This is a genomic window from Micromonospora sp. LHW51205 (assembly GCF_003315815.1).
In the GTDB taxonomy this organism is placed as follows: Bacteria; Actinomycetota; Actinomycetes; order Mycobacteriales; family Micromonosporaceae; genus Micromonospora; species Micromonospora chalcea.
The window spans coordinates 203,033-220,082 of record NZ_QMEZ01000004.1; the positions used below are offsets into that span (position 1 = coordinate 203,033).

Here is a 17,050-nt window from a genome sequence, read left to right on the forward strand (position 1 = left end):
CGGGGTCCTGCCGGGGGTCCTACCGTGTGAGGACGTCGTCGACCTCGGGGGTGGAACGTGACTCTGCGGGACTGGTTCCTCACCGCACAGGAACGCGCCAACCCGGGGTCTGAGTTACCCGTCTGGACCGATGGAAACCTCGCCGAGCCGTTGATTCACGGAGCCGCGTACTTCGACCGCCTGGTCAGCGAGGTGGAATCGCTCACCGCGGGCGATCATCTGTTCTTCACCGACTGGCGCGGCGACCCGGACGAGCGGATGCGCCCGGACGGCCCGACGGTGGCGCAGTTGTTCGCGCGGGCCGCCCAGCGCGGGGTGATCGTCAAGGGCCTGGTCTGGCGCTCCCACCTCGACACGCTGTCCTACAGCGAGGCGGAGAACCGCGACCTCAGCGAGGCGATCCGGGCGGCCGGCGGCGAGGTGCTGCTCGACCAGCGGGTCCGGCGCGGTGGCTCGCACCACCAGAAGCTGGTGGTGCTGCGCCATCCGGGCGACCCGAGCCGGGACATCGCGTTCGCCGGCGGCATCGACCTGTGCCACAGCCGCCGCGACGACGCCGGCCACGCCGGCGACCCGCAGCCGATCGGCATGTCCCCCCGGTACGGCCCCACGCCGCCCTGGCACGACGTGCAGCTCGCGGTGCGCGGGCCGGTCGTCGGCGCGCTCGACACCACGTTCCGGGAGCGGTGGACCGACCCGATGCCGCTGGACTCGGAGAACCCGATGGCCTACCTGCGGGACCGGCTGCGCGGCTCCGACCTGCGCCCCGACCCGCTGCCCGAACAGCCCGCCGACCCGCCGCCCTGCGGGCCGCACCACGTGCAGGTGCTGCGCACCTACCCGGCGGTGCGGCCCCGCTACTCGTTCGCCCCGGACGGCGAGCGCACCGTGGCCCGCGGCTACACCAAGGCGGTACGCCGGGCCCGGCGGCTGATCTACCTGGAGGACCAGTACCTCTGGTCGACCGAGGTGGCCGAGCTGTTCGCGCAGGCGCTGCACGAGCATCCGGACCTGCACCTGGTGGCGGTCGTGCCCCGGCACCCGGACGTGGACGGCCGGCTCGCGCTGCCGCCGAACATGGTCGGCCGGGAGCAGGCGCTGTCGCTGTGCCACCGGGCCGCGCCGGAGCGGGTGCACGTGTTCGACGTGGAGAACCACGACGGCACGCCGGTCTACGTGCACGCCAAGATCTGCGTGGTGGACGACGTGTGGGCCAGCGTGGGCAGCGACAACTTCAACCGCCGCTCCTGGACGCACGACAGCGAGTTGTCCTGCGCGGTGCTCGACGACACCCGCGACACCCGCGCGCCGGCCGACCCGGCCGGGATGGGCGACGGAGCCCGGGTGTTCGCCCGCGACCTGCGGCTGCGGCTGTGGCGCGAGCACCTGGACCGTGATCCCGGCGGCACGCAGGACGACGACCTGCTGGACCCGGCGGACGCGGTGGCCGCGATCACCACGGCGGCGGAGGAACTGGACCGCTGGCACGCCGGGGGCCGGGCCGGTCCCCGTCCGCCGGGCCGGTTGCGGCCGCACCGCCCGGAGCGGCTGCCCTGGCGTACGCGGCTCTGGGCGCTGCCCGCGTACCGGCTGGTCTACGACCCGGACGGCAGGCCGCTGCGCGCCCGGCGGGCCGGCACCTGGTGACGGTCGCTCACCTCGTCGGGCACGTTCGGGCGGGCCGGATAGGCGAACGAGACCCGGGGCGAGTAGAACCCCCAGCACACGTGCAGCGGGTTGGCCGGCCGCAGCGCGTGGACCGGATGCTCCGGCGCCGGGAACTCCACCGACTCGACCTCGAACGGTGACACCGGCTCGGCCACGTACGGATAGTCGGTGACGATCAGCTCGCCGTCGCGGCCGGTGAGGTAGCGGTGGTGGCCGTTGTGGACCTCGGTGCCGGTGTGCCCGACCCGGGCGGTGACCCGGATCAGCAGCGTGCCGTCGCCGGCCCGGGTCTCGGCGGTGAGCCGGTCGCCCCGCAGGTCCAGTCGCGTCTCCCCGGCGGCGGCGGGCGCGCCCCGTGCGGCGGCGTACCGCCGGACCCGCTCGCTGGAGGAGAAGTAGTGGGTCCACCAGCCACCCGGCGTCCCGCCGTCGGGCGGATCCATGTCCGCCAGTGAGACACCCAGGTAGGTGAGCGAGTACGCGCCGAAGCCGGAGGTCTGTGTCTCGTCGTCGACCACGTACTGGTTGACGAAGACCTGACGCTGCGGGTGCGGACGCAGACCGGCGGGCAGCAGGGTCTCGACCACGCCGGGATCCGCCGGGAGCCAGCTGAACAGCAGCGTCCGGGCGTTGATGACGAGTTGCGGCGCGGCGGGATCCAGCACGGTGCCTCCGTTGACGTGTCGCTACGGACGGTACGGGCGGTCCCGTCGGCGGGACAACGACAGAAAGGCGACACTTCGCCCACCTGTCGGATTCCGCGTTGACCGATCGGGGCGCGCTATGCCCGGAAAAACGAGGTCCATACCCCGCCACACCTTAAGTACATCGTACTTTCGGCTAGATTTCGGCAGCACGATCGGGCTATGGTGGCTCCCGAACGTACTACGTCACCTAAACCTGAGCGTCACGTCTTTTTTCTTCCGCGGACGAGGTGCAGGGAGGACCACCCATGACCGCCCACACGATCAGCGCCCCGGCGACCACGCCGGCCGGCTCCGCGAAGCTCGACCCCCGCTCGCTCACCGACAGCGCCGCCGACCTGCTCGCCGCCATGGCCGCGCTGCCGGCCGGCCACCCCTCGCGGCCCGCGCTGCGCGACCGCGCCATCGAGGCGTGGCTGCCGCTGGCGAACCACCTGGCCCACCGCTACAGCGGCCGCGGCGAACCGAACGACGACCTGGCGCAGACCGCCGCGATCGGCCTGATCAAGGCGATCGACAAGTTCGACCCGTCACGCGGCGTCGACTTCGCCGGCTACGCGATCCCCACCATCATCGGTGAGCTCAAGCGCCACTTCCGCGACCGCACCTGGGACATCCGCGTCCCCCGCCGGTTGCAGGAGCTGCGCCTGGCGATCTCCGACGCCAACAGCACGCTGCTCCAGACGCTCGGCCGCTCGCCGACGGTCGCCGACATCGCCGCCCACCTCAAGCTCACCGAGGAAGAGGTCCTCGAAGGCCTGGAGGGCGCCCGCGCCTACAACGCGGTGTCGCTGTCCACGCCGACCGGCGACGGCGAGCGGGCCACCGAGCTGGGCGACCTGCTCGGCGGCGAGGACGGCGAGTTCGAGCTGGCCGAGACGCGCGTCGCCCTCGGCCCGGCGCTGGCCACGCTCGACCAGCGCGAGCAGAAGATCCTCACGCTGCGCTTCTACGGCAACCTGACCCAGTCGCAGATCGCCGAGCAGATCGGCGTCTCGCAGATGCACGTGTCCCGGCTGCTGTCCCGGGCCCTGACCAAGCTGCGCGGTCAGCTCGACGGAACGTACTAGCAGGTGGCGGCGGCCGGGTCGGCGGACCCGGCGCAGCGGTCCACCCGGCCCGGTCGGCGGTGCGCCGGCCGGGCCGTTCCGTGCCCGCCCACCGGGGCCGGTGCGACAGCCCGCCGGGGGCGGGTGCGAGAGTGGGTCGGTGCTCGCCGACGTCGCCCTCGACCTGCCGGTCCGGCCGGTGCTGCCGGCACTCGTCGAAGCGCTGCGCGACCGGGGCGCCGCCGTGCTGGTGGCGCCGCCGGGCACCGGCAAGACCACCACCGCGCCACTCGCGGTCGCCGACGCCGTCGCCGGACGGGTGGTGATCGCCCAGCCCCGGCGGGTCGCCGCACGCGCCGCCGCGCACCGGATGGCCGCGCTGCTCGGCGACCGGGTCGGCGACCGGATCGGCTACGCGGTGCGCGGCGAGCGCCGGGCCGGGCCGCGTACCCGGATCGAGGTGGTCACCACCGGTCTGCTGGTGCGCCGTCTGCACCACGACCCGGAGCTGCCCGGCGTGGACGCGGTGCTGCTCGACGAGTGCCACGAACGGCAGCTCGACGCGGACCTGGCGCTGGCGTTCAGCGTCGAGGCGCGCGGCACGCTGCGCCCGGACCTCTGGCTGCTGGCCATGTCGGCCACCCCGCAGGCGGACCGCTTCGCCGCGCTGCTCGGCGCGGGCGACGCCGCCCCCGTGGTACGCGCCGAGGCCGCCCTGCACCCGGTCGAGCGGGTGTGGGCGCCGCCGCCGCGCCCGGTGACGCCACCCGGCGGTGGCCGGGTCGATCCCGCGCTGCTGGACCACGTGGCCGCCACGGTCCGCCGGGCGCTGCGCGAACGCGACGGCGACGTGCTGGTCTTCCTGCCCGGCGCGGGTGAGATCGGCGCCGTCGCGCGCCGCCTGGCCGACCTGCGCGACGTCACGGTGCTGCCGTTGCACGGACGGCTGCCCGGCCCGGCCCAGGACGCGGCGCTCACCCCCGCCGCCGGGCGGCGCGTGGTTCTCGCGACGGCGGTGGCGGAGAGCAGCCTGACCGTGCCGGGCGTCCGGGTCGTGGTGGACGCCGGCCTGAGCCGGGTGCCCCGTACCGACCTGGCCCGGGGGCTGGGTTCGCTGGTGACGGTGCCGGTGTCCCGGGCGGCGGCGACGCAGCGGGCGGGCCGGGCCGGGCGGGAGGCGCCGGGCGCGGTCTACCGCTGCTGGTCCGAGGCGGCACACGAGCGGCTCGCTCCGCAGCCCGAGCCGGAGATCGCCACCGCCGACCTGACCGGGTTCGCGCTGGAGCTGGCGGCCTGGGGCACCCCGGACGGCGCCGGCCTGGCGCTGCCCGATCCGCCGCCACCGGCCGCGCTGGCCGTGGCGCGGGAGACCCTGGGCACGCTCGGCGCGGTGGACGACGACGGCCGGATCACCGCGCGCGGCCGGGCGGTCGCGGCGGCGGGCACGCATCCCCGGCTGGCGCGGGCCCTGCTGGACGGCGCGCCCCGGGTCGGCGCGGACCGGGCCGCCGAGGTGGTGGCGATCCTCGGCGAGGACACGCTGGGCGGGACGGGGGACGACCTGCCCGCCCGCTGGCGGCGGCTGCGCGACGGCGTCGACCCGGCCGCCACCGCGCGCTGGCGCACCGAGGTACGCCGCCTGCGCGCCGCTCTGCCCGCCGACGACGCCGAACGGGAGCGCCTGCCCGACGATCTGGCCGCGGGGCTGCTCGCCGGGCTCGCGTACCCGGAACGGCTGGCCCGGACGCGGCGGCCGGGCGGGTCCGCGTACCTGATGGCCGGCGGGACCGCCGCGGAGCTGGCGCCCGGGTCGGGGCTGGCCGGAGCGGCGTGGCTGGCCGTCGCGGTGGCGGACCGCTCCCCCGGCGCGCCGGCCGCGCGGGTACGGCTGGCCGCGCCGATCGACGAGGCGACCGCCCGGGAGGCCGGGGCGGCGCTGCTGCGTTCCGGGCGGGAGGTGGCCTGGACCGGCGGCGACGTGGTGGCCCGGGAGGTGGACCGGCTCGGCGCGATCGAGCTGCGCGAGCGGCAACTGACCGCGCCGGAACCGGAGCTGGTCGCGGCGGCGCTGCTGGACGGGCTGCGGCAGGAGGGGCCGGGACTGCTGCGCTGGACGCCGGAGGCGACCGGGCTGCGCCGCCGGATGGCGTTCTGCCGCCAGGCGCTCGGCGGGGACTGGCCGGACGTCTCCGACGCGGCGCTACTCGACCGCGCCCCCGACTGGCTCGGGCCGGAGCTGGTCCGCGCCCGCCGCCGGGCCGACCTGAGCCGGGTGGACGTGGTGGCGGCGCTGCGCCGGCTGCTGGACTGGCGGCAGGCCGCCCGGCTGGACGAGCTGGCCCCGGAACGGCTCGCGGTGCCCAGCGGGTCGCGGGTACGTGTCGACTACGCCGATCCGGCCGCGCCGGTGCTGGCGGTGAAGCTCCAGGAGACGTTCGGCTGGCGGGACGTGCCGCGCATCGCCGACGGGCGGGTGCCGGTGCTGCTGCACCTGCTCTCCCCCGCCGGGCGGCCGGTGGCGGTCACCGCCGACCTGGCGTCGTTCTGGCGCACCGGCTATCCGCAGGTGCGGGCGGAGCTGCGGGGCCGCTACCCGCGTCACCCGTGGCCGGAGGACCCGACCACCGCCGAGCCGACCCGCCGGGCCGCTCCGCGCCGCCGGTGAGGGCTACTCCTCGACGACGTCGGCGATCACGACGGTGATGTTGTCCGGGCCGCCGGCCCGCAGCGCCAGATCGATCAGCCGGGCCGCGCAGGCGTCCCGCTCCATCTGCTCGTTGAGGACCTCGGTGAGCGTGTCCGCGCGAACGACGTTGGAGAGGCCGTCGCTGCACAGCAGCCAGCGGTCGCCCGCGCGGGGCACCATCGTCGCGTACGACGGGGAGACCTGGTCGCCCTGCAACGCCTGGGTGACCACGGCCCGCCGGGGGTGGCTGCTGGCCTGCTCGGCGGTGATCACGCCCTGGTCGACGAGCATCTGCACGAACGTGTCGTCGCGGGTGACCTGCTTGAGCACGCCCTCGCGGAACAGGTAGGCGCGGGAGTCGCCGACGTGCGCCAGCGCCAGGCAGCTGCCGGTGCGGGCGAACAGCAGCGCGGTGAGCGTGGTCCCCATGCCCTGACGTTCCGGGTCCTCCTCCACCGCCTGGCGGATCCGCGCGGTGGCCAGCTCGATCGCGCCCTGGAGCGCGGCGACGAGCGCGTCCTCCGGCGTCTCCACGTCCAGCGGGGCGATCGCGTCGATCGCGATACGGCTGGCCAGGTCGCCGGCCGCCATGCCGCCCATGCCGTCGGCCACCGCGACCAGCCAGGGGCCCGCGTGCTGGGCGTCCTGGTTGCCGCTGCGGATCAGCCCACGGTCGCTCGCTCCGACGGAACGAAGCTTCAGGGTCATGGGTCGCAGCCTGCCAGGTCGAGGGCTCGGTTGTCTGTAGGAGATCACCGACATCGTACGTGGCGCGCCGGACCCCTCCGCGAGCGGGCGCTCGGCCGAGCATCGGGCCGGATCGATTGACAGCGACGGAACGCGGTGGAAACATCGGCCTGATATTGGGAGCGCTCCCAGTTCCCGGTCTCCCCCCACCACCCCCGAGCACGGAAGGAACCTCCGTGACCCGATCCCGACGTCGGCTCGCCGCGCTCGCGGCCACCACGCTGGCGCTCACCGGCCTCACCGCCGGCCCGGCCCTTGCCGAGGTGCCGCCGGACGCCCCCGAACAACTCCGCAACGGCGACTTCAGCGCCGGTGTCTCCCCCTGGTTCTCCTACGGCACCGGCGACCTCGCTGTCGTCGACGGCCGGCTCTGCACCACCGTCGCGGCCGGCACCGCCAACCCGTGGGACGCCGGCATCGGCCAGGACGCGGTGCCGCTGATGCAGGGCGCCGAGTACGAGCTGTCCTTCGACGTCTCCGCCACCCCGGGCGCGGCCGTCAAGGCGGTGCTGCAGCTCGGCAGCGCCCCCTACACCACGTACGCGAGCGTCGACGCGACCGCCACCGGCACCTCGAAGCGCGTCACCACCACGTTCACCTCCCCGGCCGAGAACCCCACCGCCCAGCTGATCTTCCAGGTCGGCGGCAGCGCCGAGGCGCAGACGTTCTGCCTGGACAACGTGTCGCTGCGCGGCGGGGAGCCGGCGCCGCCGTACGAGCCGGACACCGGGCCCCGGGTCCGGGTCAACCAGGTCGGCTACCTGCCCGGCGGGCCGAAGCACGCCACTGTGGTCACCGAGGCCACCGACGCGCTGCCCTGGCAGCTGAAGTCGGGCAGCGGCGCGGTGGTCGCCAGCGGGAAGACCACGCCGCGCGGCACCGACGCCGCCTCCGGGCAGAACGTGCAGACCGTCGACTTCTCCGCGTACCGCAAGCCGGGCACCGGCTACACGCTCACCGTGGACGGCGAGACCAGCCACCCGTTCGACATCTCCGGCGCGCTCTACGACCGGCTGCGCGCCGACTCGCTGCAGTTCTTCTACGCCCAGCGCAGCGGCATCGAGATCGACGGCGACCTGATCGGCGAGGAGTACGCCCGCCCGGCCGGTCACCTCGGCGTCGCGCCGAACCAGGGCGACACCGACGTGCCGTGCCAGGCCGGCGTCTGCGACTACTCGCTGGACGTGCGCGGCGGCTGGTACGACGCGGGCGACCACGGCAAGTACGTGGTCAACGGCGGCATCGCCACCTACCAGCTCCTGAGCACCTTCGAGCGGACCAAGACCGCCGAGACCGCCGACGGCGGCGCCGCCCTGGGCGACTCCACGCTGCGGCTGCCCGAACGCGGCAACGACGTGCCGGACGTGCTCGACGAGGCCCGCTGGGAGCTGGAGTTCCTGCTGCGCATGCAGGTGCCGGCCGGCAAGCCGCTGGCCGGGATGGTCCACCACAAGATCCACGACCGGAACTGGACCGGCCTGCCGCTGCAGCCCCAGGACGACCCGGAGCCGCGCGAGCTGCACGCGCCGTCCACCGCCGCCACGCTGAACCTGGCCGCCGTCGCCGCGCAGTGCCAGCGGCTGTACGCCCCGTACGACGCCGCCTTCGCCGCGCGCTGCGGCACCGCCGCGAAGACCGCGTACGCCGCGGCCAAGGCGCACCCGGCGATCTACGCCTCGGCCAGCGACGGCACCGGCGGCGGCGCGTACGACGACTCCAACGTCAGCGACGAGTTCTACTGGGCCGCGGTCGAGCTGTGGCTGACCACCGGCGACAAGGCGTACCTGGCCGACGTCACCGGCTCGCCGATGCACACCGCCGACGTGTTCGCCCCGAACGGCGCGTTCGGCTGGCAGAGCGTGGCCGCGCTGGGCCGCCTGGACCTGGCCACCGTGCCGAACACGCTGCCCGCCGCGGAGAAGACCCGGATCCGCGAGTCGATCACCGCCGCCGCCGACAGCTACCTGGCCACGATCGCCGGTCAGGCGTACGGGCTGCCGTTCCCGGGCAGCGCCGACGCGTACGTCTGGGGCAGCAACAGCAACCTGGTGAACAACGCGATCGTGCTGGCCACCGCGTTCGACCTGAGCCGGGACGCGAAGTACCGGGACGGCGCGGTGCAGGCCGCCGACTACCTGTTCGGCCGCAACGCGCTGAACATGTCGTACGTGACCGGGTGGGGCGAGCAGCACGCCCGCAACCAGCACAGCCGGATCTTCGGCCACCAGCTGAACCCGGACCTGCCGCGCCCGCCGGCCGGCTCGCTCGCCGGTGGCCCGAACGCCGCGCTGCAGGACCCGTTCGCGGCGAACCTGCTCGCCGGATGCGCGCCGATGTTCTGCTACGTCGACGACATCAACTCGTACGCGACGAACGAGGTGGCGATCAACTGGAACTCGGCGCTGGCGTGGCTCGCGTCGTTCCTGGCCGACCAGGGTGACGCCGGCGCGGTGCCGGCGCCGTCCTGCGCGGTCACCTACACCACGCACGGGAGCTGGCCGTCCGGCTTCACCACCCAGGTGACGGTGCGCAACACCGGCACGACGGCGGTGAACGGGTGGAGCCTGCGGTGGGCGTTCCTCGGCGACCAGAAGGTGGACCACGCCTGGTCGGCGCAGCTCGGCCAGAGCGGCGCCACGGTCACCGCGAAGAACCTGTCCTGGAACGCGAAGCTGGCGCCGGGCGCGTCCACCACGTTCGGCTTCAACGGCACCGCGTCCCGGTTCCCGAACCCGGATCCGGGGCTGGTCACCCTGAACGGGAAGGCCTGCACGGTCTCCTGACCGAGCTGACCGGACGCCATCGCAGGACCGGGTACGGTCCTGCGATGGCGTACCTCTTCCTGCTCGGCGCGATCACCGCCGAGGTGATCGGCACCAGCCTGCTCAAGGCCACAGACGGTTTCACCCGGCTCTGGCCCACACTGGGCCTGGCGGTGGCGTACCTGTCCGCGTTCGGGCTGCTCTCGCTGGCGGTGAAGGACATCCCGGTCGGCGTCGCGTACGCCGTCTGGTCCGGTCTCGGCACCGCCGCCATCATGGCGATCGGCGCGGCGTTCCTCGGCGAGCCGCTGAGCGTGGCGAAGGTGATCGGGGCGGGGCTGGTCATCGCCGGGGTGGTGGTGCTCAACCTCGGCGGCGCGCACTGAGCGCCACCCGGCTCAGGCCGCCGCGCGCAGCAGCCGGAGCTGCCCGATCTCGGCCACGTTCTTCATCAGCTCGGCGTTCACCCACGCGGCCAGGTGCGTCACGGTGAGACCGGCGTCGGCGGGCCAGGGGTACGCGGACGGCCGGTCCAGGTCGGCCTCGGCCAGCCCGTCCAGCGCTTCAGTCCACTCCGTCCGCAGGTCCCGCAGCCAGGCGACCGTCTCCGCGCCCGGCCCGGGCCAGCGGATGTCGTCGCGTTCCCGCGCCGGGCGCTGCCGCACGTGGTCGGTCGCGACCGACCACCACCAGCCGATGTGCCAGGTCAGCCACCCGATCGTGGGCGCCGGGACCGGGTCCGGCTCGCTGTCGGCCCAGTCGGGACGCCACCCGCCGCCCGGGCCGGGGCGCATGGTCCAGCACAGCGCGGCCGGCTCCCAGAGGAAATCCGCCGGCTCCAGCCGGTCGAAGTGGTACTCGGCGAGCGCCCAGGTCAGGTCGAACTGCCAGCGCAGCAGGCCGGTCACGGAGGCAGGCATCGCGCGATCGTGGCACGGCCCGCGCCCCCGGTCGACCGGTTAACGGCTCCCGGCCCGCCTCGCGACGACGCCCCTCGCGACGTGGCGGCCCGGCGTGTCGTGGCGAGAACAAGGAACATCCAAAAAGCGATATGACTGTGGGGCATAAATATGCCTGAGAGTCATATCGCTCGAGGCCTCACCTTTCCGGAGGGCCACCGGCCGCCGTCGTGACACGCTCGGCCCGGGTCGAGGCCCAGCGCCGCCTCGCGGTGTGACGGGCGTCGCCCCTGGCGGGGCTCCGGGGGCGGGGGAACGGCCCTAGCGTCGATCACATGGCCCTCGCCGGACCCCGCTGATGGGGCGCGTCTCGCCGCTCCCGCCGCCCGGGCCGCTGCGCACGCTCGCGTACGCCACGCTGGTCAACACCGTCGGCGCGGGGTTGTGGCTGGCGGGCGGAGCGCTCTACCTGACCCGGGACGTGGGGCTCTCCGCCACCTCGGTGGGCGCCGGGCTCACAGTCGCCGGGCTGGTCGGGCTGACCGCGAGCGTGCCGCTGGGCGCGCTGGCGGACAGGTGGGATCCGCGTACGCTCCGGGCCGTCCTCCAGGTGGGGCAGGCGCTCGCCGCGCTCGCGTACCTGCTGGTCGGCTCGTTCCCGGCGTTCCTGGCGGTGGCGGTGCCGGAGGCACTGCTCGCGGCCGGCAACCTGGCGGTACGGGCGGCGCTCGTGGCCGCGGTGGGCGGCCCGGACGGCCGGGTGCACGCCTTCGCCACGCTGCGCGCGGTGGCGAACCTGGGCATCACCGTCGGTACCGCGCTGGCCGGAATCGCGCTCGCGGTGGACACGCACCGGGCGTACCAGGTGCTCGTGGTCGGCAACGCGGTCACCTACCTGCTCTCGGCGGCACTGCTGCTGCGCCTGCCGCCGCAGCCGGCCGCCGACGCGCGCCGGGCCACGGCGGCGAGACCGGCACCCGACGCGGAGACGACGCCCGGAGCGATGACGACCGGCGGTGGCACCCGACGCGGACCGGGCGCGCGGCGGCGCGGCGGACCGCTGCGGGACGGACGGTTCCTCGCGGTCAGCGGCGCGTCGGCGGTGCTGAGCACGCACGTGACGGTGCTCGTGCTCGTCGTACCGCTGTGGACCGTGGACCGGGCCGGCGCGCCGCCACCCGTGGTGTCGGCGGTGCTGCTGGCAAACACGGTGCTCACCGTGCTGCTCGCGGTCCGGCTGAGCCGGGGCGCGGAGCGGGCCGCGCCGGCCGCCCGGAAGCTGCGCCGGGCCGGGCTGGTACTCGCGGCGGCGACACCCCTGTACGCCGTGACCGGCGTCCTGCCGGTGCTGCCGGCGGTCGTGCTGCTGCTCGTCGCGACGGCGGTGTGGACGGTGGGCGACCTGTGGCACGGCGCGGCCGGCGCGGGCCTCGCCTACGACCTGGCCCCACCCGACGCGATCGGCGCCTACCAGGGCGCGGACGGCCTGCTCGCCGGGCTGGCCCAGGCGCTCGGCCGGGGCCTGCTCACGCTGCTGGTGCTCGGTGGCGGGCCGGTCGGCTGGCTGGTGCTCGGCGTGGTCTTCGCCGCCGCCGGGCTGGCCGCCCCGGCGCTGACCCGCCGGGCGGTGGCGCACCGGCCGGCACCGCAGGCGCAACCCGCCGGTGTGCCCGGCTGAGCGCGGTGTAGCAGCATGGCGGGATGACCGACCAGTCCTCCCTCACCATCCGCCCCGGCGGACCCGGCGATGCGCCCACGCTGTTGCGGCTGCTCGACAGCGCCACCGCCTGGCTGGCCGAACTCGGGCGTACCGACCAGTGGGGCGCCGAGCCGGCGTCGATCGACCCGCGCCGCATCGCCCAGGCCGAGGAGTGGGCGGCCGGGAACGGCCTGTACCTGGCCGAGATCGACGCGACGGTGGCGGGCGCGCTGGTGGTGGGCGCGGCCACGAACTACGTGCCGCCGGCCACCGAACCCGAGCTGTACGTGAACCTGCTGGTCACCGACCGGGCGTACGCGGGGCGCGGGGTCGGTGCGGCGCTGCTGGCGTACGCGGCGGAGCTGGCCCGCGAACGCGGCGTCGGCCTGCTGCGGGTGGACTGCTTCCGCAGCCCCGACCGGGCGCTCGTCCGGTTCTACGAGGGCTGCGGGTTCACCGCCACCGAGCCGTTCACCGTGGAGCGGCCGGGCCGCCCGACGTGGACCGGGCAGGTGCTGGAGCGCCGGGTCGGCTGAGTCAGCCGATCTCCTCGTCCACGAAGCACCAGCGCCACGACTCCCCCGGCTGGACCGACCGCATCACCGGATGCCCGGCCGACTCGAAGTGCTTCGTGGCGTGCTGGTACGGCGACGAGTCGCAGCAGCCCACGTGCCCGCAGGTCAGGCAGGCGCGCAGGTGCACCCAGTCGGGGTTGCCGATCGCCACGCAGTCCGGGCACTCGGTGGTGGTGGCGGGCTCGGCCGTGCCCGCCTCGGCCAGGTGCCGGCAACTCATTCGACGACCTCCTGTCGCAGCAGTGACTCCTCCAGATCCAGGTCACGGTAGGCGCGGGTGAGCACCTCCTCCGGGATCTGGCCGGAGTCGCGGGCGGCCCGGAACACCTCCCGCTCGGCGTCGATCATCTCCTGTCGCAGGCGCGCGTACGCCTGGGAGGGGGTTTCCCGTTCGGTGCCGCCGAGCCGTTCCCAGGCCAGGTTGGCCCGGGTGGTGGTCAGCCCACGCAGGCGCTCCACCACCGCTTCCGGCGCGCCCCCGGCCAGTTCGTCGAGGCGTTCCCGGGCCGCCCGGCTCGCCCGCTGCTGCACCCCGGCGGCGGACAGCGCGTCCTGCACCGGGTCGTCCGGCGGCAGCCGCAGCCGCCGGGCCAGCCACGGCAGCGTGGCGCCCTGCCCGACCAGCGTCGCCACGATCACCGCGAACGCCAGCCAGATCAGCAGCGCGCGCGGGTACGGCGTGTCGCCGGCGAGGGTGAGCGGCAGACCCAGCGCGGCGGCCAGCGTCACCACGCCCCGCATGCCGGCCCAGCCGATGACGACCGGGTACTGCACCGGCGGCGCCGGGTCACGGTGACGGATCCGGGGCACGAGCCGGGCCAGGTAGGTCGCCGGGAAGACCCAGACGAACCGGGCCAGGAAGACGGCGGCCAGCACCGCGGCGGTGATCGCGGCGAGCGAGCCGAGCGGCTCCTCCAGGTCGCGTACCACCTCCGGCAGCTGCAGGCCCACCAGCAGGAACACCAGTCCTTCGAGGAGGAACCGGATCAGCCGCCAGAACGCCGTCACCTGCAGGCGGGAGGCGGCCGACATGAGCGTGGGCAGCTTGTGCCCGATGCCGAGGCCGGTCACCACCACCGCGACCACCCCGGAGGCGTGGATCTCCTCGGCGGCGAACACCACGGCGAACGGCACGATCAGCGACAGCGCGTTGTCCAGCACCGGGTCGGTGGCGCGTTTGTGCAGGTAGCCGAAGACCACCACGCCGAGCAGGCCGACCAGGACGCCGCCTCCGGCCGCGACCACCACCTCCCGGGCCACGTCGCCGAACCCGACGCCGCCGGTGGTGGCGGTCGCCGCGACGATCGCGACCCGCAGCAGCACCAGCGCGGTGGCGTCGTTGACCAGGCTCTCGCCCTCCAGGATGGTGACGATCCGCCGGGGCAGGCCGACCCGGCGGGCCACCGCGGTGGCGGCGACCGCGTCCGGCGGCGCCACCACCGCGCCCAGCGCCAGGCAGATCGCGTACGGCAGGTGGGGCAGGAACCAGTGCACGACGGTGCCCACCACGAACGCGGTGAAGATGACCAGCCCGACGGCGAGCAGCAGGATCGGCCGCAGGTTGAGCCGGAACGCCGGCACCGACGTCTCCACCGCCGCCACGTACAGCAGCGGCGGCAGGATGCCCACCAGCACCAGGTCCGGGTCCAGCCGCACGTGCGGGAAGAACGGCAGGAAGGACAGCGCGAGACCGAGCACCACGAGCAGGATCGGCGCGAGCAGGCCGAGCTTGCGGGCCAGCGCCGCGCCGAACGTGGCGATGGCCAGGAAGACCACTACCTCGAACAGAGCATCCACGAGCGTCGAGCCTATGCGCCGCGGCGTCGATGTGTGATCAGGCGGCGGAGCGCAGCTTCGGCAGCACCTCCGCGCCGAACGTGTCGATGAACGCGCGCTGCTCCTGCCCGACGTGGTGCAGCGCGATCTGGTCGAAGCCCAGCGCCACGTACTCCTCCAGCCAGCCGATGTGCCGGCCCAGGTCGGCGGAGACGTTCACGGTCTCGGCGACCGTCGACATCGGCACGTCGGCGCTCGCCACGTCGAAGTGCTCGGGGGTCTCCAGGTCCCAGCACACCGGCGGCGCGAACACGTTGCTGCGCCACTGGTCGTACGCGATCGCCTCGGCCTCGGCCTGCTCGGGCGCCCAGCTCACGTGCACCTGCAGGTGCAGCGGGCCGCGTCCGCCCGCGCCCCGGTAGGCGTCGATCATCCGGCGCAGGTGCTCGACCGGCGCGTTGACGGTGATCAGCCCGTCCGCCCACTCGGCGCACCAGCGTGCGGTGGCGACGCTGACCGCGGCGCCGACCAGCGCGGGCGGCTCCTCCGGCCGGGTCCACAGCTTCGCCCGGTCCACTGTGACGAGGCCGTCGTGGCTGACCTCCTCGCCGGCCAGCAGCGCCCGGATCACGTCGACGCACTCGCGCAGCCGCGCGGAGCGGACGTCCTTGCGCGGCCAGACCTCGCCGGTGATGTGCTCGTTCGCCGCCTCGCCGGTGCCCAGCGCGGCCCAGAACCGGCCCGGGTACATGGCGCCGAGCGTGCCGATGGCCTGCGCGATGATCGCCGGGTGGTAGCGCTGGCCCGGCGCGTTCACCACGCCGAAGGACAGGTTCGTGGCCTGGAGCGCGGACCCGAGCCAGGACCAGGCGAACCCGGACTGGCCCTGCCGCTCGCTCCACGGCGAGAAGTGGTCGGAGCACATGGCCGCGTCGAAGCCGGCGCGCTCGGCGTGGATCACCGCCTCCAGCAGCCGGGCCGGGTGGATCTGCTCGTGGGATGCATGGAAGCCGAACGCCGTCATGGTGGGCACTCCTACCCGTGACGGCGTCCGGCCAATCGCGTCTACTCGGAGTGCGCGCCGGCGCCCGCGCCCGCCTTGCCCTCGCCGATCCACACGGTCTTGGTGTTGCAGAACTCGCGCATGCCGGCGGCGGACAGCTCGCGGCCGTACCCGGAGTTCTTCACGCCGCCGAACGGCAGCTCCGGATAGGACGTGGTCATCCCGTTGATGAACACGTTGCCGGCGTCCAGGTCGACGGCGAAGCGCTCCTGCTCGGCCGGGTCGTTGGTCCAGGCGTTGGAGCCGAGGCCGAAGCTGGTGCCGTTGGCCACTTCGATCGCCTCGTCGTACGAGCCGACCCGGTAGAGCCCGGCGACCGGCCCGAACACCTCCTCGGACCACATCCGCATCTCCGGGCGCAGGTCGGTGACCACGGTCGGCGGGTAGTACCAGCCGTCCCCGGCCGGCTTCTCACCGCCGCAGAGCACCGTCGCGCCCTGGTCCACCGCGTCGGTGACCTGGGCGTGCACCTCGTCGCGGCCACGCTCGCTGGCCAGCGGGCCGACGTCGGTGCCGTCGTCCATCGGGTCGCCGACGCGCAGCGCCGCCATCCGGGCGGCGAACTTCTCGGCGAACGCGTCGAACACGTCGGTGTGCACGATGAACCGCTTCGCGGCGATGCAGGACTGACCGTTGTTCTGGCAGCGGGCGGTGGTGGCCACCTCGGCGGCGGTGTCCAGGTCGGCCGAGGGCATCACCACGAACGGGTCGCTGCCGCCCAGCTCCAGCACCGTCTTCTTGATCTCCCGGCCGGCGATCTGGGCGATGGACCGGCCGGCCGGCTCGCTGCCGGTGAGCGTGGCGGCGCGGACGCGGGGGTCGCTGAGGATCCGGTCGACCGCGTCGGAGCCGACCAGCAGCGTGGTGAACGCGCCCTCGGGGAACCCGGCCCGCCGGAACAGGTCCTCCAGGTAGAGCGCGGTCTGCGGCACGTTCGAGGCGTGCTTGAGCAGGCCGGTGTTGCCCGCCATCAGGGCCGGGGCGGCGAAGCGCATGACCTGCCACAGCGGGAAGTTCCACGGCATCACCGCGAGCACCGGGCCGATCGGCTGGTAGCGCACGTACGCCCGCCTGGCCTTGACCGCGACGGCGTCGGCGGGCTCGTCGGCGAGGATCGCCGGCGCGTTGTCGGCGTAGAAGCGGCAGGCGGTGGCGCACTTGGTGACCTCCGCCTTGGCGGCGGCGTACGTCTTGCCCATCTCGGTGGTCATCAGCCGGGCCGTCTCGTCGCGCTCGGCGTCGAGCCGGTCGGCGGCGGCGGTGAGCCACCGGGCCCGCTGCGCGATGGTGGTCTCACGCAACTGCCGGAAGGCCAGGTCGGCCCGCTCGATCGCGGCGTCGATCTGCTCGTCCGACATCGCGTCGTACGTCTTGAGCACCTGTCCGGTGGCGGGATTGGTGGTGGCGATGGGCATGTCGTCC

Annotated in this window: 14 protein-coding genes; 7 read left to right on the forward strand and 7 right to left on the reverse strand. The window is 74.5% G+C overall.

All coding sequences use genetic code 11. From position 1 onward, the window contains the following. Window positions 1–57: 57 nt before the first annotated feature. Entirely contained in the window at window positions 58–1,647 is a 1,590-nt protein-coding gene (locus tag DQE82_RS16960; RefSeq protein WP_113973178.1) for a phospholipase D-like domain-containing protein, read from the forward strand. Here DQE82_RS16960 and DQE82_RS16965 read toward each other — a convergent pair. Next, complete coding sequence (locus DQE82_RS16965; protein ID WP_064448764.1) at window positions 1,596–2,333, reverse strand: hypothetical protein; 738 nt, start codon at window positions 2,331–2,333, stop codon at window positions 1,596–1,598. The genes DQE82_RS16960 and DQE82_RS16965 overlap by 52 nt on opposite strands. Window positions 2,334–2,620: 287 nt before the next feature. Here DQE82_RS16965 and DQE82_RS16970 point away from each other — a divergent pair, with 287 nt between their 5' ends. Both DQE82_RS16970 and hrpB read left to right on the forward strand, forming a co-directional pair. After that, window positions 2,621–3,442 (forward strand): SigB/SigF/SigG family RNA polymerase sigma factor, encoded by an 822-nt coding sequence (locus tag DQE82_RS16970; RefSeq protein ID WP_113973179.1) that lies wholly within the window; start codon window positions 2,621–2,623, stop codon window positions 3,440–3,442. A gap of 139 nt (window positions 3,443–3,581) precedes the next feature. After that, on the forward strand, window positions 3,582–6,086 hold the full coding sequence (hrpB, locus tag DQE82_RS16975) for an ATP-dependent helicase HrpB (RefSeq protein ID WP_113973180.1): 2,505 nt from the start codon (window positions 3,582–3,584) through the stop codon (window positions 6,084–6,086). Window positions 6,087–6,089: 3 nt separating this feature from the next. Here hrpB and DQE82_RS16980 read toward each other — a convergent pair whose 3' ends face one another. Continuing rightward, on the reverse strand, window positions 6,090–6,815 hold the full coding sequence (locus DQE82_RS16980) for a PP2C family serine/threonine-protein phosphatase (RefSeq protein ID WP_043325052.1): 726 nt from the start codon (window positions 6,813–6,815) through the stop codon (window positions 6,090–6,092). Between the two features lie 215 nt (window positions 6,816–7,030). Between DQE82_RS16980 and DQE82_RS16985 the strand changes: the two genes are divergently transcribed. Then, a complete protein-coding gene (locus DQE82_RS16985) occupies window positions 7,031–9,637 on the forward strand; it encodes a glycoside hydrolase family 9 protein (RefSeq protein ID WP_113973181.1) in 2,607 nt (868 codons plus the stop codon). 44 nt (window positions 9,638–9,681) lie between these two features. After that, complete coding sequence (locus DQE82_RS16990) at window positions 9,682–10,002, forward strand: multidrug efflux SMR transporter (RefSeq protein WP_043325054.1); 321 nt, start codon at window positions 9,682–9,684, stop codon at window positions 10,000–10,002. Window positions 10,003–10,014: 12 nt separating this feature from the next. Here DQE82_RS16990 and DQE82_RS16995 read toward each other — a convergent pair whose 3' ends face one another. After that, entirely contained in the window at window positions 10,015–10,536 is a 522-nt protein-coding gene (locus DQE82_RS16995) for a DinB family protein (protein ID WP_113973182.1), read from the reverse strand. 337 nt (window positions 10,537–10,873) lie between these two features. Between DQE82_RS16995 and DQE82_RS17000 the strand changes: the two genes are divergently transcribed. After that, entirely contained in the window at window positions 10,874–12,193 is a 1,320-nt protein-coding gene (locus DQE82_RS17000) for an MFS transporter (protein WP_113973183.1), read from the forward strand. 23 nt (window positions 12,194–12,216) lie between these two features. After that, on the forward strand, window positions 12,217–12,750 hold the full coding sequence (locus tag DQE82_RS17005) for a GNAT family N-acetyltransferase (protein WP_113973184.1): 534 nt from the start codon (window positions 12,217–12,219) through the stop codon (window positions 12,748–12,750). Between the two features lies 1 nt (window position 12,751). Here the strand turns inward: DQE82_RS17005 and DQE82_RS17010 are convergent, their stop codons facing one another. The 4 genes from DQE82_RS17010 to DQE82_RS17025 are packed head-to-tail and all read right to left on the reverse strand — an operon-like array spanning window position 12,752 to window position 17,043. Continuing rightward, window positions 12,752–13,009 carry a UBP-type zinc finger domain-containing protein gene (locus DQE82_RS17010; protein ID WP_043325056.1) on the reverse strand — a complete coding sequence of 86 codons (258 nt, stop codon included), beginning with the start codon at window positions 13,007–13,009 and terminating at the stop codon, window positions 12,752–12,754. After that, entirely contained in the window at window positions 13,006–14,586 is a 1,581-nt protein-coding gene (locus DQE82_RS17015; RefSeq protein ID WP_113973185.1) for a Na+/H+ antiporter, read from the reverse strand. The genes DQE82_RS17010 and DQE82_RS17015 overlap by 4 nt, the downstream gene beginning before the upstream one ends. 37 nt (window positions 14,587–14,623) lie before the next feature. Beyond that, complete coding sequence (locus DQE82_RS17020) at window positions 14,624–15,598, reverse strand: TIGR03885 family FMN-dependent LLM class oxidoreductase (protein ID WP_255423753.1); 975 nt, start codon at window positions 15,596–15,598, stop codon at window positions 14,624–14,626. Window positions 15,599–15,630: 32 nt separating this feature from the next. Next, window positions 15,631–17,043: an NADP-dependent succinic semialdehyde dehydrogenase gene (locus tag DQE82_RS17025; RefSeq protein ID WP_113973187.1), complete on the reverse strand. Its 1,413-nt coding sequence runs from the start codon at window positions 17,041–17,043 to the stop codon at window positions 15,631–15,633. Window positions 17,044–17,050 lie beyond the last annotated feature (7 nt).